The organism is Paraburkholderia youngii, from assembly GCF_013366925.1.
GTDB lineage: Bacteria > Pseudomonadota > Gammaproteobacteria > Burkholderiales > Burkholderiaceae > Paraburkholderia > Paraburkholderia youngii.
The window spans coordinates 2,939,496-2,954,705 of record NZ_JAALDK010000001.1; the positions used below are offsets into that span (position 1 = coordinate 2,939,496).

General features: G+C 64.1%; 19 protein-coding genes. 12 read left to right on the forward strand and 7 right to left on the reverse strand.

Annotated elements, in window-relative coordinates; all coding sequences use genetic code 11:
• Nucleotides 1–146 precede the first annotated feature (146 nt).
• The gene (locus tag G5S42_RS13570) at nucleotides 147–773 is read left to right on the forward strand and encodes a hypothetical protein (protein WP_176107198.1); all 627 of its coding nucleotides are present in this window, start codon (nucleotides 147–149) and stop codon (nucleotides 771–773) included.
• Between the two features lie 44 nt (nucleotides 774–817).
• Here the strand turns inward: G5S42_RS13570 and G5S42_RS13575 are convergent, their stop codons facing one another.
• On the reverse strand, nucleotides 818–1,669 hold the full coding sequence (locus G5S42_RS13575) for a LysR family transcriptional regulator (protein ID WP_176107199.1): 852 nt from the start codon (nucleotides 1,667–1,669) through the stop codon (nucleotides 818–820).
• Nucleotides 1,670–1,767: 98 nt separating this feature from the next.
• Between G5S42_RS13575 and G5S42_RS13580 the strand changes: the two genes are divergently transcribed.
• The 7 genes from G5S42_RS13580 (at nucleotide 1,768) to G5S42_RS13610 (ending at nucleotide 7,768) form a co-directional block, all read left to right on the forward strand.
• A complete protein-coding gene (locus G5S42_RS13580; protein ID WP_176107200.1) occupies nucleotides 1,768–2,157 on the forward strand; it encodes a tautomerase family protein in 390 nt (129 codons plus the stop codon).
• A 174-nt stretch (nucleotides 2,158–2,331) separates the two neighbouring features.
• Entirely contained in the window at nucleotides 2,332–2,664 is a 333-nt protein-coding gene (locus G5S42_RS13585; protein ID WP_176107201.1) for an ArsR/SmtB family transcription factor, read from the forward strand.
• A gap of 13 nt (nucleotides 2,665–2,677) precedes the next feature.
• The gene (locus tag G5S42_RS13590; protein ID WP_176107202.1) at nucleotides 2,678–3,172 is read left to right on the forward strand and encodes an arsenate reductase ArsC; all 495 of its coding nucleotides are present in this window, start codon (nucleotides 2,678–2,680) and stop codon (nucleotides 3,170–3,172) included.
• A gap of 18 nt (nucleotides 3,173–3,190) precedes the next feature.
• Complete coding sequence (arsB, locus tag G5S42_RS13595) at nucleotides 3,191–4,258, forward strand: ACR3 family arsenite efflux transporter (RefSeq protein WP_176107203.1); 1,068 nt, start codon at nucleotides 3,191–3,193, stop codon at nucleotides 4,256–4,258.
• 36 nt (nucleotides 4,259–4,294) lie between these two features.
• Nucleotides 4,295–5,017, forward strand: coding sequence for an arsenical resistance protein ArsH (arsH, locus tag G5S42_RS13600; RefSeq protein ID WP_312883565.1), 723 nt, complete (start codon nucleotides 4,295–4,297; stop codon nucleotides 5,015–5,017).
• 104 nt (nucleotides 5,018–5,121) lie between these two features.
• Nucleotides 5,122–6,468: an FAD-dependent oxidoreductase gene (locus G5S42_RS13605; RefSeq protein ID WP_312883566.1), complete on the forward strand. Its 1,347-nt coding sequence runs from the start codon at nucleotides 5,122–5,124 to the stop codon at nucleotides 6,466–6,468.
• A 49-nt stretch (nucleotides 6,469–6,517) separates the two neighbouring features.
• On the forward strand, nucleotides 6,518–7,768 hold the full coding sequence (locus G5S42_RS13610; protein WP_176107205.1) for an MFS transporter: 1,251 nt from the start codon (nucleotides 6,518–6,520) through the stop codon (nucleotides 7,766–7,768).
• On the opposite strand, the gene G5S42_RS43810 is transcribed toward G5S42_RS13610, so the two are convergent.
• Nucleotides 7,765–8,055 carry a hypothetical protein gene (locus G5S42_RS43810; RefSeq protein ID WP_176110514.1) on the reverse strand — a complete coding sequence of 97 codons (291 nt, stop codon included), beginning with the start codon at nucleotides 8,053–8,055 and terminating at the stop codon, nucleotides 7,765–7,767. The genes G5S42_RS13610 and G5S42_RS43810 overlap by 4 nt on opposite strands.
• A gap of 62 nt (nucleotides 8,056–8,117) precedes the next feature.
• On the opposite strand from G5S42_RS43810, the gene G5S42_RS13620 reads away from it, so the two are divergent.
• Both G5S42_RS13620 and modE read left to right on the forward strand, forming a co-directional pair.
• Nucleotides 8,118–8,819: an SDR family NAD(P)-dependent oxidoreductase gene (locus tag G5S42_RS13620; protein WP_176107206.1), complete on the forward strand. Its 702-nt coding sequence runs from the start codon at nucleotides 8,118–8,120 to the stop codon at nucleotides 8,817–8,819.
• 85 nt (nucleotides 8,820–8,904) lie between these two features.
• Complete coding sequence (gene modE, locus G5S42_RS13625; RefSeq protein WP_176107207.1) at nucleotides 8,905–9,750, forward strand: molybdenum-dependent transcriptional regulator ModE; 846 nt, start codon at nucleotides 8,905–8,907, stop codon at nucleotides 9,748–9,750.
• A gap of 59 nt (nucleotides 9,751–9,809) precedes the next feature.
• On the opposite strand, the gene G5S42_RS13630 is transcribed toward modE, so the two are convergent.
• The 4 genes from G5S42_RS13630 to G5S42_RS13645 all read right to left on the reverse strand — a co-directional run bounded on the left by G5S42_RS13630 (nucleotide 9,810) and on the right by G5S42_RS13645 (nucleotide 12,883).
• Nucleotides 9,810–10,520, reverse strand: a complete 711-nt coding sequence (locus G5S42_RS13630) for a sulfate/molybdate ABC transporter ATP-binding protein (protein ID WP_176107208.1) — start codon at nucleotides 10,518–10,520, stop codon at nucleotides 9,810–9,812.
• A 1-nt stretch (nucleotide 10,521) separates the two neighbouring features.
• Complete coding sequence (gene modB / locus G5S42_RS13635) at nucleotides 10,522–11,196, reverse strand: molybdate ABC transporter permease subunit (protein ID WP_176107209.1); 675 nt, start codon at nucleotides 11,194–11,196, stop codon at nucleotides 10,522–10,524.
• 22 nt (nucleotides 11,197–11,218) lie between these two features.
• Entirely contained in the window at nucleotides 11,219–11,992 is a 774-nt protein-coding gene (gene modA / locus G5S42_RS13640) for a molybdate ABC transporter substrate-binding protein (protein ID WP_176107210.1), read from the reverse strand.
• Nucleotides 11,993–12,181: 189 nt separating this feature from the next.
• On the reverse strand, nucleotides 12,182–12,883 hold the full coding sequence (locus G5S42_RS13645; protein WP_176107211.1) for a phosphatase PAP2 family protein: 702 nt from the start codon (nucleotides 12,881–12,883) through the stop codon (nucleotides 12,182–12,184).
• 360 nt (nucleotides 12,884–13,243) lie between these two features.
• Between G5S42_RS13645 and G5S42_RS13650 the strand changes: the two genes are divergently transcribed.
• Together G5S42_RS13650 and G5S42_RS13655 are read left to right on the forward strand one after the other, a co-directional pair.
• A complete protein-coding gene (locus G5S42_RS13650; RefSeq protein ID WP_176107212.1) occupies nucleotides 13,244–14,422 on the forward strand; it encodes an extracellular catalytic domain type 1 short-chain-length polyhydroxyalkanoate depolymerase in 1,179 nt (392 codons plus the stop codon).
• Between the two features lie 109 nt (nucleotides 14,423–14,531).
• Nucleotides 14,532–14,714, forward strand: a complete 183-nt coding sequence (locus G5S42_RS13655) for a DUF3563 family protein (protein ID WP_176107213.1) — start codon at nucleotides 14,532–14,534, stop codon at nucleotides 14,712–14,714.
• Here the strand turns inward: G5S42_RS13655 and G5S42_RS13660 are convergent.
• Entirely contained in the window at nucleotides 14,711–15,169 is a 459-nt protein-coding gene (locus G5S42_RS13660; protein ID WP_176107214.1) for a TspO/MBR family protein, read from the reverse strand. The two genes, G5S42_RS13655 and G5S42_RS13660, sit on opposite strands and share 4 nt — an antisense overlap.
• Between the last annotated feature and the right edge of the window lie 41 nt (nucleotides 15,170–15,210).

The window sequence follows — 15,210 nt, forward strand, 5'->3', positions numbered from 1 at the left end:
GCCTCAGGCGAGGAAATTCGGGCAGCGTGAGCCATTTCGGGTAAGTCCCTATGTGTACTTTTTAATGATATTAGTCCATAAATGGATTTTTGCAAGAGAATATAATCCCGGCTCGTTTTGGCAGTCGTCGATCAGGAGAGCAGCAGATGCGGGTTCGAGTAGTGGCAGCGGCGCTGGCCGTGTGGTGTGTCTCGGAGGCGGCGTTGGCCGCCGGTTATGCGGAAGTATGGAATCCGCCGGAGGCGAGCGGACACGTTACCAGGCAGGCGCACGCGCGGAACCAGCCCGGAGCGGCGAAGGTGAAGGTGAAGGCGGCCACGCGGAGCGGCGTCAAGTCCAAGGCCAGTGCGCATGCGCAGCAGGCTACCAGTATCCGGCACGCGGTGCCTCATGTCGCATCGGCCGGCGCGGGCCACGGCGGCAAGCTCGCGGCGCATGGCGGCGGCGTGAAAGTCGCGGCCTCGAGCCAGAAGCGGTCGCACGCCACCGTGACCGCGCGGGCCGCGAAGCACGCGCAGCCGCAGGTACAACTGGTGCACGCGAAACCGGCTCCGGGCAAGGTCGTGCATGCCGATTTCGCGGCAGCTCACACCGCGCGTCCGCACGTGGACAAAGTCGCGGCCAAGCCGGCGGTTTCCCGTGCGAATCCGGTCCGGCCCGCGGTGCAGACTTCGCCGGATACGTCCGCAAACGTTAGCGACATCGCGCCGATGGGCTCCGCGCCCAATCCGGCGACTGCCAGCAGCGGTTCGCTGCCGCCGATCATCCACTGAGGCCGCTTCGAGCGGTGCGGCGTGGTCCGGCATCGGTCGCCGTGTCACGCCGCGGCGAGGCCGTTTGCGAGCAGCCGCAGCGTTTCCGCCGAGCGGGCCTCGCGAACGCGCGAATGCAGCGTCACACGCGATTCCGGCAGTGTCGGCAGGCCGAGCCGCGCGCCGACGTCGAGCAGACCGCGCGGCGCAACCCGGCGCGCGAGCGGCGACACGGCGAGTCCGGCGGCCACGGCCGCGCCCACCGCCGCGACACCACCACCCACAAACACCTCCTGCCATGCGACCCCCGCCGCTGTGAGCGTGCGCAGCGCGACGTCGCGCACGTTACACGGCGGGCTCAATAGCGCGAGCGCCAGCGGCTCATCGAGTCGCGGCAGCCAGGTCGGCGTCGCGAGCCAGCCGAGCGGTTCGCTGAACAGCGTCTGCGCGTCGTCGCGCGGTGGTTCGTCGGCGCCGTAGCGGACGATCGCAGCATCGAGCCGGCGTTCGTCGAACTGCGCGAGCAGCGCCGCCGACGTGCCCATGTGCAACTCGACCACCAGACCCGGATCGTGCGCGTTGAGCCGGCCCAGCAGGTGCGGCAGATCAGGCCCCGCGACGTGCTCGCTGAGCCCGAGCACGAGCCGGCGCCGCTCCACCGACAGCGCGCCGAGCGCGCGCTCGTGCGCGTTCAGCAACTCGCGCGCGGCGCCGAGAAAGGCGTGACCGTCGGCGGACAGACGCACGACGCGCGGAGTGCGCTCCAGCAACTGCTTGCCAAGGTGCGCCTCCAGTCGCTTCAGCTTCAGGCTGACGGCCGATTGCGTGGTGTCGAGCGCGTCGGCGGCACGCGTGAAGCTGCGCAGATCGGCAACCAGCACGAAGGCCCGCACCGCATCGAGATCGAGGACTTTCATTTCGGATGGAAATGGATGAAATAGGCATGGATATCTGTTTATTATGAGCTAGCGCGCCTAAGCTGTGTTCAACCCAACACCGCAACAAGGAGCCCGTCATGCCGCTCACCCGAATCTCACTGCGCGCCGGCAAGCCGGCCGACTACCGCCAAGCGCTGAGCGCCAGTATTCAGCGCTCGCTGGTGGACACGTTCAACGTGCCGAAGGACGACATGTTCATGCTGATCACTGAGCACACCGCCGACAACATGATCTACGACCGGCAATACCAGAATATCGAGCGCGGCGACGATCTCGTCGTGATCCAACTGACCGTCAGCAACACACGCTCGGTCGAGCAGAAGAAGGCGCTGTACCGGCGCATCGTCGATGAACTCGGCAAGTCGCCCGGCGTGCGGCCCGAGGATGTGTTCATCAATCTCGTCGAGGTCGAGAAGGAGAACTGGTCGTTTGGGAATGGCATTGCGCAGTACGCCTCCCCGTTGTAGCCCCGCATTGGGCGGGCGCAGATGGCTCACATGGGACGCCCGCCGCTTTAGCGCTGACTGGGCGCTATTCACAGCGAAGTCGCCACCCACCCTTGTTCTCCCGATCCGTCGAGCATCACGATCGACATTTCCACAAATCTTGAAATGTCGAAGCCATTGACGTATGCTCCACCCATGAACCCGAACCTTGCTGTCCGTGCGCTCGGCGCGCTTGCCCATGATTCGCGACTCGCGATCTTCCGTCTTCTGGTTGTCGCGGGCCGCGAAGGCATGCCCGCCGGCGAAATCGGCCAACAGTTGGGTCTTGCGCCGTCGAGCCTGTCGTTCCACCTGAAGGACCTGTCTCACGCCGACCTGGTGAAGTCTCGTCAGGACGGACGCTTCGTCATTTACACGGCAAATTTCGACGCGATGACTGACCTGATCGGTTTTCTTACGGAGAACTGCTGTGCCGGCGCATCCTGCGCCGCGGGCGATGTTCCCAACGTCTGCAGCAGCAAACAATGACCGGAACTCCGTCATGACCACGAATGTTCTGATCCTCTGCACCCACAACTCGGCGCGCAGCGTGCTGGGCGAAAGCATGCTCAATCATTGGGCCAAAAAGCTTGGCAAGGATGTGCGCGCCTATAGCGCAGGCAGCGCGCCGAGCGGCCGCCTTAACCCGTTCGCTCTGGAAGCGCTCACGAACGCGGGTATCGATACAGCGGGGTATCGCAGTAAAAGCTGGGATGAGTTCGTGGCGCAAGGCGCTCCGCAAATGCGCGTGGTGATCACGGTGTGCGACAGCGCTGCGGCGGAGGAGTGTCCGTACTGGCCCGGTAGTCCCGTCAAGGTGCATTGGGGATACGCCGACCCGTCCAATGCACCGGGAGGCGACGAAGGCAAACGGCGGGCGTTCGAGCTGACGCGCGAGGCGATTGGCTATCGCATGCTGCAACTGCTGGCATTACCCCTGGATACGCTGAGCAATACCGACCTTCAGCAAGCGCTGAACCGCATCCAGCAAAGCTGATTTCCTTCGAACAGCCGAATGAATACCCCAAACATTGCGTCGCCGACAAAAGCGTCGAGGCCGGCCATCAGTTTCTTCGAGCGATATCTGACCGTCTGGGTCGCACTGTGCATCGTCGTCGGGATCGTGCTGGGCCAGGTCTTTCCCGGCGTCTCTCAGCACATCGGGCGGATGGAATACGCCCACGTCAACCTCCCGGTCGGACTGCTGATCTGGGTGATGATCATCCCGATGCTCATCAAGGTCGATTTCGGTTCACTGCATGAGGTCCGCCAGCACGTTAAGGGGATCGGCGTCACGCTTTTCGTGAACTGGCTCGTCAAACCGTTCTCGATGGCATTTCTGGGCTGGCTGTTCGTCAAGAATCTGTTCGCGCCCATGTTGCCCGCCGACCAGCTCAATAGCTATGTCGCCGGGCTGATCTTGCTGGCCGCGGCGCCGTGCACGGCGATGGTGTTCGTCTGGAGCAGGCTGACTGGTGGCGATCCGTTGTTTACGCTGTCGCAGGTCGCGTTGAACGACAGCATCATGATCATCGCCTTTGCGCCACTGGTCGGGCTGCTGCTTGGCATGTCGGCCATTACGGTGCCGTGGGCGACGCTGCTCACGTCCGTCGTGCTCTACATCGTCATTCCGGTGATCCTCGCGCAGATCTTGCGAAAGGCGCTGCTCGCAAAGGGGCCGCAGACATTCCACGCGTTCATGGCGAAACTGGGCCCCTGGTCCATCACGGCGCTGCTGGTGACGCTTGTGCTGCTGTTCGCGTTCCAGGGGGAGGCGATCATCAGGCAGCCGCTGGTCATCGTGCTGCTGGCTGTTCCGATCCTGATCCAGGTGTTTTTCAACTCGGCCCTTGCGTACTGGCTGAATCGTGCGGTTGGGGAAAAGCACAACATTGCCTGCCCGTCCGCGCTGATCGGAGCATCCAACTTCTTCGAGCTGGCTGTCGCCACCGCGATTGGTCTGTTCGGCTTCGAATCGGGTGCTGCGCTCGCAACCGTGGTCGGCGTGCTTGTCGAAGTGCCGGTGATGCTGGTCGTAGTGCGCGTCGTGAACCGTTCCAGGACCTGGTACGAATGTGCCTGAGCGGCACCGGAGAAAGTACATGAACCAAGGACAAACGTGTCTGACCGCATAGTTGATCTACCCCAACTCGACGCGGCGCTGTTTCGCGTGCCCGACATCGACCAGTTGCGGCCCGCGACCGCATCGACTCATCCACCGCGTTTCCTGCTGCTCTATGGCTCGCTTCGCGAGCGTTCGTTCAGCCGCTTGCTGACGGAAGAAGCCGCGCGTTTGCTCACGGCGATGGGCGCCGAGGTACGCACGTTTAACCCGAGCGGTCTGCCGCTGCCGGACGATGCACCCGATACCCACCCGAAGGTGGCCGAACTAAGAGAGCTGGTGCAATGGTCGGAGGGCATGGTCTGGTGTTCGCCTGAGCGCCACGGTGCAATGACCGGGATCATGAAGTCGCAGATCGACTGGATTCCGCTTTCGGTCGGGGCTGTCCGTCCGACGCAGGGAAAAACGCTTGCCGTAATGCAGGTGAGCGGAGGATCGCAGTCCTTCAACGCGGTGAACCAGATGCGTGTCCTCGGGCGCTGGATGCGCATGTTGACCATTCCCAACCAGTCGTCTGTCGCGAAGGCGTTCCTGGAATTTGACGAGGCGGGCCGAATGAAGCCTTCCGCCTATTTCGACCGGGTCGTGGATGTAATGGAGGAACTGGTCAAGTTCACATTGCTGACCCGCGACATCGGCCCGTATCTGGTCGACAGATACAGCGAGCGCAAGGAAAGCGCCGAGGAACTGTCGAAGCGTGTGAATCAGACTGGCCACTGACTCCGCCATACGCAATCCCTGTGCTCTCGATTACATAGAAACTACCCACTCAGGAGTTAGCCGTGTCTTCATGCTGCCGCCCGAAGAGCGCCCCTGCGCCCCAGGTGTCCAAACAACAGTTCGACTCGTCTCTGCCCGTCGCGATCATCGGTGGAGGCCCCGTTGGTCTCGCTGCAGCCGCTCATCTGATCCGGCAAGGGTTGAATCCGGTCATCTTCGAAGCGGAAGAAACGGCAGGCGCTGCGCCGCTGGCCTGGGGCCATGTTCATATGTTTTCGTCGTGGCAGTACAACATCGACCGCGCTTCGCGTGCGTTGCTCGAACGGCAAGGATGGTCGGCACCTGACGCTGACGCCTATCCGACGGGGCGGGAACTGGTCGAGCAGTATCTGCTGCCGCTCGCGCGCACGCCTGAGATTGCTGGTTGCCTGCGTCTTGGCACGCGCGTCACCGGTATCGCCCGCATTCGCACGGGCAAAGTCAAGAGCGCGCAGCGCGAGCAGCAGCCGTTCGAAATCCGCTTCGAGGAACGCAATGGCGAAGAAGGGCGCTTCGTTGCGGGCGCCGTCATCGTTGCGACGGGCACGTGGGGGAATCCGGCTCCGGCTGGCGCGTCCGGATTGTCGGCTATCGGCGAAAAGGCGGCTCATGAACAGATTCGCTACGGTATGCCCGACGTTCTCGGCGCAGACCGTAAGCGTTATGCGAGCAAAAAGGTGCTGGTCATCGGCTCTGGGCACTCGGCAATCGGCACGCTGATCGACCTCGCCAGGCTGGCAACGCAGGAACCTGGCGCGACCATCGTCTGGGCAATGCGACGCGCGCAGCCAGGTCAGGTCTACGGCGGCGGAGACGCTGACCAGTTGCCGGAGCGCGGCGCTCTGGGTCAGCGGCTCAAGCAACTGGTCAACGCGGGTCGCATCGAACTGCTGACGCCGTTTGCCGTCGACGAAATCAGGCTGAACGGTGGTGCCCTCGAGGTTCGGGACGCTGACGGGCGTGCCGTCGAAGTCGACGAACTGATCGTAGCGACGGGGCTTCGGCCGGAGTTGCAGATCCTGCGCGAAGTGCGTCTCGATCTCGACGCGGCGCTGGAATGCCCTCGCGCCCTCGCCCCGCTGATCGATCCGAATCTCCATTCATGCGGCACGGTGCGGCCGCATGGCGCCGAGATACTGGCGCAGCCCGATACGGGACTCTACATCGCCGGAATGGCCAGCTATGGCCGCGCTCCGACTTTCCTGATGGCGACGGGCTACGAACAGGTGCGCTCCATTGCAGCATGGCTCGCGGGCGACATCGAGGCCGCGCGTCGCGTCGAACTCGAACTGCCGGAAACGGGTGTATGCAGTACCGACCGTAACGCGAGCGGGTATGACGGCAGCAAGAGTTCTTGCTGTGCGCCTACATCGGCGCGGGTCGCGGAGAAGGCATGTTGCGCGGCGCCTTAACAGGCAGCGTTAATTCAGGGCAAACCGGGGCACAACGGGGGCATAAGAAGTGACAGCGTTCGCGCAGCAGCAGGATCGAGGTTCGATCGCGACGTGGGCACTAGCCACCGCGCAACTCGTTTCGTGGGGAGCGATCTACTACGCGTTCTCGCTCTTTGTCGTACCGATGGAACATGCGCTCGATTGGAGCCGGGCATCGACCAACGCGGCGCTGTCTGTCGGGTTGCTCGTGTCCGGGCTGGCTGCGTATCCGGTCGGCACCTGGATCGACCACGGACACGGCCGGGCCGTCATGGTGGTGGGATCGCTGCTCGCATCCGCAATGCTCGTGATGTGGTCGCAGGCAAACAGCCTGGCGATGCTATTCGTCGCATGGGTGGGCCTCGGCATCTCGATGGCGGCCACGCTGTACGACCCGGTTTTCGCAGTGATCACGCGAAATTATCCGGGCAGCTTCCGCACGAAGATCACGCTGATAACCCTTGTCGCTGGATTCGCGAGCACCGCATTCATTCCGCTCACGCAGTTGCTCATCAATCTGCTGGGGTGGCGTCACGCGCTGCTCGCGCTAGCGGCGATCAATCTTTGCGTATGCCTACCCATTCACGCACTGGCGATCCGCGGAAACGACGCGCGCCATGCTGCTGCCGTCGACAAGGGCGCGGTCAAGGCGGTGAACGCCGCGTCCACCCGGCGCGCGCTACGCTCACCGGTGTTCTGGGCGCTCGCGGTGTGCTTTACCGCCTACTACGTCACGTTCGCGGCGTTGACTTTTCACCTTGTTCCGCTGATGGCCGAGCGTCATGTCCAACAGTCCACCATCCTGTTGACGATGGCGCTCATCGGCCCGGCTCAGGTTCTCGCGCGTGTTCTGTGGTTCGCATTTGGACGCAACGTCTCTCCGAAGATCGTCGGCTTGGTCATCACGACCGCTTTTCCGGTGTCGGTGGTGATCCTGCTGATTGCCGGGGCATCGCCCGTGCTGCTGATCGTTTTCGCGCTGATCTACGGCGGAGCGAACGGCATGATGACCATCCTGCGTGGAACGATTGTGCAGGACGTAATGTGGGTCGAAGGATTTGGCGCGATCAACGGGCTGCTTTCTACGCCGTCCAATATTGCAAAGGGCGTCGCGCCGATTTCAGCCGCGATGATCTGGACAATCGGGCAGAGCTATTTTCCAGTGGAGTGGGCTGTGCTGTTGGTCTCACTGGTTTCTCTGGCGGCGTTTGGCGTGGCAATGGCTTGCGCGCGTCGAACCAATATTTCCGTGAATCCGGTGACGGAGCGGGCCGGCTAGTCCTTACCCCACCGCCAGCGCGGCGGCTCGCCCTTCAGCCAGCACACGACCGTGAGGGCCGCGGTTAATAGCGCGACCAGCAACGCGAACGTGAGCGGATGCACCACGGGTTGAACCCGGAAAACGACCACTCCGAGCAACACGAAATACGCGAGCAGCGTCACCCATCCTTGCCAGCGCACGGGAAAGCCCCAGCCCCAGCCATAGCGTTTGGCCGGGAACCAGTATTCATGAGAAGGTGACCTCGCGCGGTCTCCTGATTTGGGCGCTTGTTCATTGTCGACGATTTTGCGCGTGACTATATTTCCTTGACCGGTTTCAACCCGAGTCCATCGACAGGAAACGCTCCATGCAACCCGCAACCGAACAAAAAACCGTGCTTCTGATCGGCGCCTCGCGCGGCCTCGGCTTCGCAATGGTCGAGGAGTACCTGAAGCGCGGCTGGCGAGTCATCGCCACCGGCAGGCAAAATTCCACGACCAGGCTTCTGCAGCTAGCGACGACGTATGCAGCGCTCGAAGTCGAAACGGTCGACATCACGATTCCCGAACAGGTCATCGCACTGCGCAGCCGCCTCGAAGGACGCCCGATCGACATGCTGTTCGTCAACGCCGGCGTCAAGAACGACGATAGCGAAACGATCGCTGATGTATCGACCGACGAATTCGTGCGCGTGATGGTGACCAATGCGTTGAGTCCGATGCGGGTCGTCGAGGCGCTGCAGGATCTCGTCCGGCCGAGCGGCACGATCGGCGTGATGTCGTCGGGGCAGGGCAGCGTCGCCAACAACGAGAACGGCAACTACGAGGTCTATCGCGGCAGCAAGGCCGCGCTGAATATGTTCATGCGCAGTTTTGCCGCGCGTCATCGAAGCGACACCAAAACCTTGCTGCTGATGGCGCCCGGCTGGGTGCGAACCGATCTGGGCGGGCCGGACGCGCGTCTGAGCATCGACGAAAGCATCCCGAACCTGGTCGGCACGATCGACGCTTACCAAGGCCGCGCCGGTTTACATTACCTCGACTACCTCGGCAGAGTCGTGCCGTGGTGATCGGCAAGCGCAGCGCCCAGCGGCGCAAGAGCGCGTCGCTATAATGATTTTCCGCCCTACCACGAACTTTCGACCGCTGTCCGCCATGACCACCGACCGCCCCGATCCTCCGCGCGACGCCCTCGAACTCGGCGGCTCCGTCTGGTTTCAAGCCGGCACCCAGACGCTCGGCGGCGCGGCCCGGATCGCGCTGCTGGCGGCGATCGGCGAGACCGGCTCGATCACGAGCGCGGCGAAGGCGGTCGGCATCAGCTACAAAGGTGCGTGGGATGCCGTCGATACGATGAACAACCTCGCCGGCGAGCCGCTCGTCGTGCGTCTGACCGGCGGTAAGGGCGGCGGCGGCACGACGCTGACGCCGCGCGCGGTGAAACTGATCGACACGTTTCGCGCGGTCGAGCGCGAGCATCGGCGCTTTCTCGAACGCGCCGGCGCGGCGATCGGCGAGGGCTTCGCGACGGACTGGGACCTGATCGGCCGCATCGGCGTGAAGACGAGCGCGCGCAATCAGTTCTACGGCACGGTGTCGGCAATCGAGCGCGGCACCGTCAACGACGAAGTGACGCTCGCGCTGCCCGGCGGCCACACGATCGTCGCCGTGCTCACGCACGAGAGCACCGAAGCGCTCGGGCTCGCGGTCGGCGTGGCGGCGTTTGCGCTGATCAAGGCGTCGTGGGTCGTGCTGCTCGTAGCGGGTGACGGCGATGGCGATGCGCCGTTGAAGTTATCGGCGCGCAATCAGTTGCGCGGCACCGTGCAGAGCGTGAAGCGCGGTGCGGTCAACGCGGAAGTGTCGCTCGGGCTCGAAGGCGGCGCGGTGATCACCGCGATCGTCACCAATGGCAGCGTCGACACGCTCGGTTTGCAGGAAGGCGCGAGCGCGGTCGCGGTGTTCAAGGCGTCGAGCGTGATACTCGGCGTGAAGGATTGAGGGTTGCCGGGGCGTAGTGGAGGCGCAAGCCAAGCTGCAAAGGACGCCAAGCCACCCTCTCAACGAGGTGACGCCTCGCTGCGCGCATACCCGGTAAAAGGATGATCTTCGCGGCCCCGGCCGTCGCTGATCTGCACGACCTGATCGCCGAATGCGGCAACGTCGTCGGGATCGTGCGTGATCAGCACCATCGGAATATCGAGCCGCGTTTGCAAGTCCGATAGCTCGCGCCGCATGCGCTGGCGCAACTGGCTATCCAGCGCGGAAAACGGCTCGTCGAGCAGCAGCAGGCGCGGCTGCGAAACCAGCGCGCGCGCGAGCGCGACCCGCTGCTTCTGACCGCCCGACAGTTGCGCCGGATGATTGCCCGCCACGCCCCTCAATTCGAGCGCGTCGAGCCAGTAATCGACCTCCGTGTGCGCGCCGCGCGCACGCGGATTGAGCCAGCCCCGCTGTAGCCCGAAGCCGATGTTCTGCCGCACGTTCAGATGCGGAAACAGCGCGTAGTCCTGAAACAGATAAGCGATCTTGCGCGCCTGCGGCTTCTGATCGATGCCGACCGCGCTATCGAACAAGGTGGTGCCGTGCAGTGTGATGGTCCCTTCATCGGGACGCAGCAAGCCGGCGATCGCCTGCAAGGTCAGGCTCTTACCCGCTCCCGAAGGTCCGAACAGCACGAGCCGCTGGGTGTTCGCGCTGAACGCGATGTCGAGCGTGAAGCGCCGTTCGGCGGTCTCGAAAGTCTTGCGGATGGCGACGTTGAGCGGCATGTCAGCGGGCTCTCAGAAGCGTGTGCTGCGGCACGAGGCGTCCCGCGAGCAGCAGGATCGTCACGCACGCGACCGAGGTCACGAGCACGAGGAAGTTGGCGGTGCTGTCGTCGCCGGCCTGCACCGCCGAATAGACCGCGACCGACAGTGTCTGCGTGCGGCCCGGCAGATTGCCCGCGACCATCAGTGTCGCGCCGAATTCGCCGAGCGCGCGCGCGAACGCGAGCAGGCCGCCGGCGAGGATGCCGCGCGCCGCGAGCGGCAGCGTCACGCGGAAAAACACCGCGCCCTCGCTGATCCCGAGCGTGCGCGCCGCGTGCTCCAACTGCGGATCAACGCCTTCAAAGGCGGCGCGCGCCGACTTCAGCACGAGCGGAAACGCGACCACCGTCGACGCGATCACCGCGCCCTGCCACGTGAAGACGAGCTGGATGTCTAAGCGGTCGAGCCACGCGCCGATCACGCCACGTCGGCCGAGCAGCACGAGCAGGTAGTAGCCGAGCACGGTGGGCGGCAGCACCAGCGGCAGCATCAGCAGCGAATCGATCACGTCGCGCGCGCCGGAGCGCCAGCGCGACAGACCGAGCGCCACCGCGACGCCGAGCACGAGATTGAGCGCGGTGGCCCAGCCCGCAACCTTCAGCGACAGCAGCAGCGGAACCCAAGCCTGTTCCATGAGCGCGTGCTCTCCGCGTGACTCAATGCACCGGCTTGAAGCCGTACTTCGCGAGCACCGCCTGGCCGGCGGGCGACAGCACGAAGTCGATAAATGCCTGAGCATCGGCCGCGTGATGGCTGCCTTCGACCTGCGCAATCGGATAGGTGATCGGCGTTTGCGTCGGCAGGCTCATCGCGACTTTGACCTTGTCGGGCATGATCGCGGCGTCGGTGCCGAACACGAAACCGGCGTCGACTTCGCCGCGCGCGACGTAATCGAGGCTCTGACGCACGTTCGACGCAAGCACCGCCTTCGCGTTGACCGCGGCCCACACGCCCGCGGCCTGCAGCGCGCCCTGCGTGTAGCGGCCGACCGGCACCGAGGCCGGATCGCCGAATGCGACGCGCTTGACGTTCGCGGTCGTCAGCGCGTTGAGGTTGGCGGGCGCGAGATGACTGTCGGCCGGTACGATCAGCACCAGCGAGTTGGCGGCGAAGTCGCGCCGCGTCGCCGGCACGATCACCTTTTCGGCGGCGGCCTTGTCCATTGCCTTCTGATCGGCGGACGCGAAAACGTCGACGGGCGCGCCTTTGACGATCTGTTGCATCAGCACGTCGGACGCGCCGAAGTTCAGGAGAACCTTGGTGCCTGGATGCTGCTGCTCGAACGCGTCGCCGACCGCCTTGAACGCATTGGTCAGGCTGGCGGCGGCCGAAACCACCAGTTCATCGGCGTGCGCATTCACGCTGACCACGACGGAGGCGGCGGCTGCGACGCACAGCGCGTATTGCTTCAGATGGCGAGAGAGGGTCATGGAGGACCTGAAGTCGGACTAGAACGGGAAGCAGTGGCCTAAAAACTCTATCGTAATATATGCGCGGTTATAGCGGTGGGCGAAACGCCCGATTCGGCGTTGCGCTTCACGCATGGCGCGAGCGCAAGCGAAGTGTTGCGAAACTGTAAAAGGAAGCTCGAAAACGCGCCGGAAGGGCCGGCGCAGCGTTCAGATGTCCGACCTGCGCATGGGCTCGAGCGTATTGCGCGTTTGCGACAGCGGCGCGGCCGACGGTCGAATGATGCGGGTGGACCGCCATGTTGCGCGGATGAACGGCCGGTCGTGGCCGGACACCTTCAACGCAATATGCGTGACCCAGCGCTGCGTGGGCACGTGCACGCCGTGCATCAAGAATGCGAGCACCATCATGCTGACGGCGACCGGCAGCGCCGATAGCCGGTCCGCTTCCGCATTCCACGCGATCCGCACGAACACGAGCGCGGCAACCGCGCCGACGAGGCAGCCAGTCACCGCTTCGGACGGCGAATGCGCGCTCAGCACGACGCGCGACAAACCCACCGCCAGCCCAGCGGCAAGCCCCGCAAGCACGCCGAGCAGCCGGATGGCACGGCGCGCGGGCAATAGCATCAAAAATAGCGCGACCGGATAGACGGCCGTGGACAGCATGGAGTGACCGCTGACGCCGGTGAAATCGAACTCGCGCACGCCGACGCCCCAGCCGAGGAAGGCGAGCTTGGTCACGGTCACGACGCCGATCGCCGTACCCAGCAGCGCGAGCCAGCAGGCCGCGAGCCGCCACGAGTAGCCGACTGCCAACCACAGCGCTATGGCGAACGCGAGCGGCAGCGTCAAGCCGGCGCCGCCGAGGCTGGTGATCGAATACCACAGGTGGATCGGTAAATCGGGCATGGGCGAAGCGCGACCGGGTCGCGTGAAATCGGGTTGGTGGAAATCGGCGCGCAGCCGGCATGAAACGCCGATGCGGCCCGGATCGACACGTCGGGAGATCAACCGCCAGTATAGTCGGGTGTCGTGTGAACGGTCTCGCGGCGCGGAGCGCTTTTGCACGCCGAAGTGTGGGCTGCCGAACAGCTAACGACGTAGTTTGACGACGGGCCGCCGGCAAGGTTCGCGGTGGCTGAAATCGGCGCGAAGAGCGGCCCCGGTGTTCAGCAACCCAGGAGGAATGATGTTATTGTGCATTGCACAACTCCATTCTTTCCGCAGTATCTGCGGTCCGCATTTGTCCCTTTTGCGAGGTTATCGTCGATGGCAAAAAGCCTGTCGAAAATCTGGCTGCGCGGTTTCAAGCGCCTGCTCGCGATCCAAACCGAACACGCGCAAAAAACCGCCAAGCGAGCACAGGCGCGACCGGCTCGCGCCGCTACCACCAAACCGTCGAGCAAGGCTCATCCACTGAAGCCGACTGCCGCGCTGCGCGCGCCCGCGAAACGCGAGGCGCCGCGCGAGTCGCGCGTGCGTCCACGCGCGGCCGCATGGGCGAGCGGGGCGTGGACGCGCTCGTTCCATTCCGCGCCGGCCGCACCGGGCCGGCTGGTCAATCATCTGCAATACGGGCTCTATATACCGTCCGGGCACGCGCATGAGGCGATGCCGCTCGTCGTGATGCTGCACGGCTGCACGCAGTCGATCGACGAGTTCGCCGAAGGCACGCGCATGAACCTGCTCGCCGACCGCTACGGCTTCGCGGTCGTCTACCCCGAGCAATCGAAGCACGCGCACTCGCACCGCTGCTGGCATTGGTACGACGCCGGCGACAACGCGGGCGGCGCGGAAGCGCGTGCGGTCGTATCGCTGGTGGATGCGCTGATCGAGCAGCATGGCTTTGACCGCGAGCGCGTGTACCTGGCGGGGATTTCGGCGGGCGCGGGGCTGACGGCGCTGTTGGCCGTCAAGTATCCGCAGCATTTCGCCGCTGTCGCGCTGCATTCCGGCCCCGCCTTCGGCGAGGCCCGCTCCGGCATTACCGCGATGGACGTGATGCGGCGTGGCGCGCGTCGCGAGCCGGTCGAACTCGTCGATGAAACGACGAACGTCGCGCAGTACCCGGGCATGCCGGCATTGATCATCCACGGCGATGCCGACCATGTGGTCGCGCCGGTCAACGCGGACCAGTTGGCGGCACAGTTCGTGCGCCTGAACCGGCTCATCGACGTAAACGGCGCGCGCAAAGCCGGCGAGACGCGCGAAGATCGCAAAAATGGCGTCGTGGTGCGCGATTATCTGCGCGGCGGCCGGCGTGTGGTGCGGGTATGTCGCGTGCAGGGGCTCGGCCACGCATGGGCCGGCGGCGACGATGCGCTGCCGTTTCACTCGTCCAAGGGTCCGGACGCGAGCGCCATGCTGTGGGAGTTTTTCCGGCATCAGCGTCGCCCGGACGCGGGCCGCATCGCGGAAGGATTGGCGGCATCGTCGGCCGGCCGGTGACGCCCGAGCAACACCTCGAAAATGAATAGTGGCATGAACTCAGGGTTTTCCCTATAATACGGGTAATCCCTTAGGCTTAAACGCCTAGCTATCATTGCCGAGGTGAACCATGTATCTGCTCAGCCGCCTGTTCCTGTTTTTGACCAAGTCGCCTGACCAGCTCGCAAAAGAGCGCGCTGACGCTTATCTGGCTGAAGCGACCGATCTCTACGACCTCGAATTCCGTATGCGCAAGCTCGATCAGGAATCGAACGTGCGCGCGCCGTCGTGGATGAGCCAGCACTACGGCTAAGCAGTCGGATTCAGCTGCCACAACGCGTAGTTCAATAGCGCTGCATACGCGACCCACACGACGTACGGCGCGAGCAGAACGCCCGCGAGGCGATCGCGCCGCCAGAACACATACGTCAGCATCACGATCAGCAGCAGCAAGATCAAGATGTCGATCAGCGCCATTTCCGGCCGATGCAGGCCGAAAAACAGCCACATCCACGCAGCGTTGAATAGAAGCTGCACAACCCACAGTACGATCGCCGCACTAGGGCCGTCGCGCTTCCACACGCGCCACGCGGAAAACGCCATCAGCACGTAGAGCACGATCCACACCGGCGGGAAAACCCAGTTCGGCAGATTGAACGCGGGCTTTTGCAGGCTCGTGTACCACGCGTCCGGCAGCGACAGACTCGCGGCCCAGCCGGCCGCCAGCGTCAGAATCAGAAACACGAGCAGCGACGGCAGACGGCGCATCTCCATCCCTCCAGACCTTCTTATTCAATGATGTGAGCGGG

Coding starts and splice junctions, on each gene's coding strand:
- G5S42_RS13580 (WP_176107200.1), top strand. CDS start 1,768: ATGCCGCTCACCCGAATCTCACTGCGCGCCGGCAAGCCGGCCGACTAC.
- G5S42_RS13645 (WP_176107211.1), bottom strand. CDS start 12,883: ATGCCCGATTTACCGATCCACCTGTGGTATTCGATCACCAGCCTCGGC.
- G5S42_RS13650 (WP_176107212.1), top strand. CDS start 13,244: ATGGCAAAAAGCCTGTCGAAAATCTGGCTGCGCGGTTTCAAGCGCCTG.
- modE (WP_176107207.1), top strand. CDS start 8,905: ATGACCACCGACCGCCCCGATCCTCCGCGCGACGCCCTCGAACTCGGC.
- G5S42_RS13570 (WP_176107198.1), top strand. CDS start 147: ATGCGGGTTCGAGTAGTGGCAGCGGCGCTGGCCGTGTGGTGTGTCTCG.
- G5S42_RS13630 (WP_176107208.1), bottom strand. CDS start 10,520: ATGCCGCTCAACGTCGCCATCCGCAAGACTTTCGAGACCGCCGAACGG.
- G5S42_RS13585 (WP_176107201.1), top strand. CDS start 2,332: ATGAACCCGAACCTTGCTGTCCGTGCGCTCGGCGCGCTTGCCCATGAT.
- G5S42_RS13575 (WP_176107199.1), bottom strand. CDS start 1,669: ATGAAAGTCCTCGATCTCGATGCGGTGCGGGCCTTCGTGCTGGTTGCC.
- G5S42_RS13655 (WP_176107213.1), top strand. CDS start 14,532: ATGTATCTGCTCAGCCGCCTGTTCCTGTTTTTGACCAAGTCGCCTGAC.
- G5S42_RS13660 (WP_176107214.1), bottom strand. CDS start 15,169: ATGCGCCGTCTGCCGTCGCTGCTCGTGTTTCTGATTCTGACGCTGGCG.
- G5S42_RS13590 (WP_176107202.1), top strand. CDS start 2,678: ATGACCACGAATGTTCTGATCCTCTGCACCCACAACTCGGCGCGCAGC.
- arsB (WP_176107203.1), top strand. CDS start 3,191: ATGAATACCCCAAACATTGCGTCGCCGACAAAAGCGTCGAGGCCGGCC.
- modA (WP_176107210.1), bottom strand. CDS start 11,992: ATGACCCTCTCTCGCCATCTGAAGCAATACGCGCTGTGCGTCGCAGCC.
- modB (WP_176107209.1), bottom strand. CDS start 11,196: ATGGAACAGGCTTGGGTTCCGCTGCTGCTGTCGCTGAAGGTTGCGGGC.
- G5S42_RS13620 (WP_176107206.1), top strand. CDS start 8,118: ATGCAACCCGCAACCGAACAAAAAACCGTGCTTCTGATCGGCGCCTCG.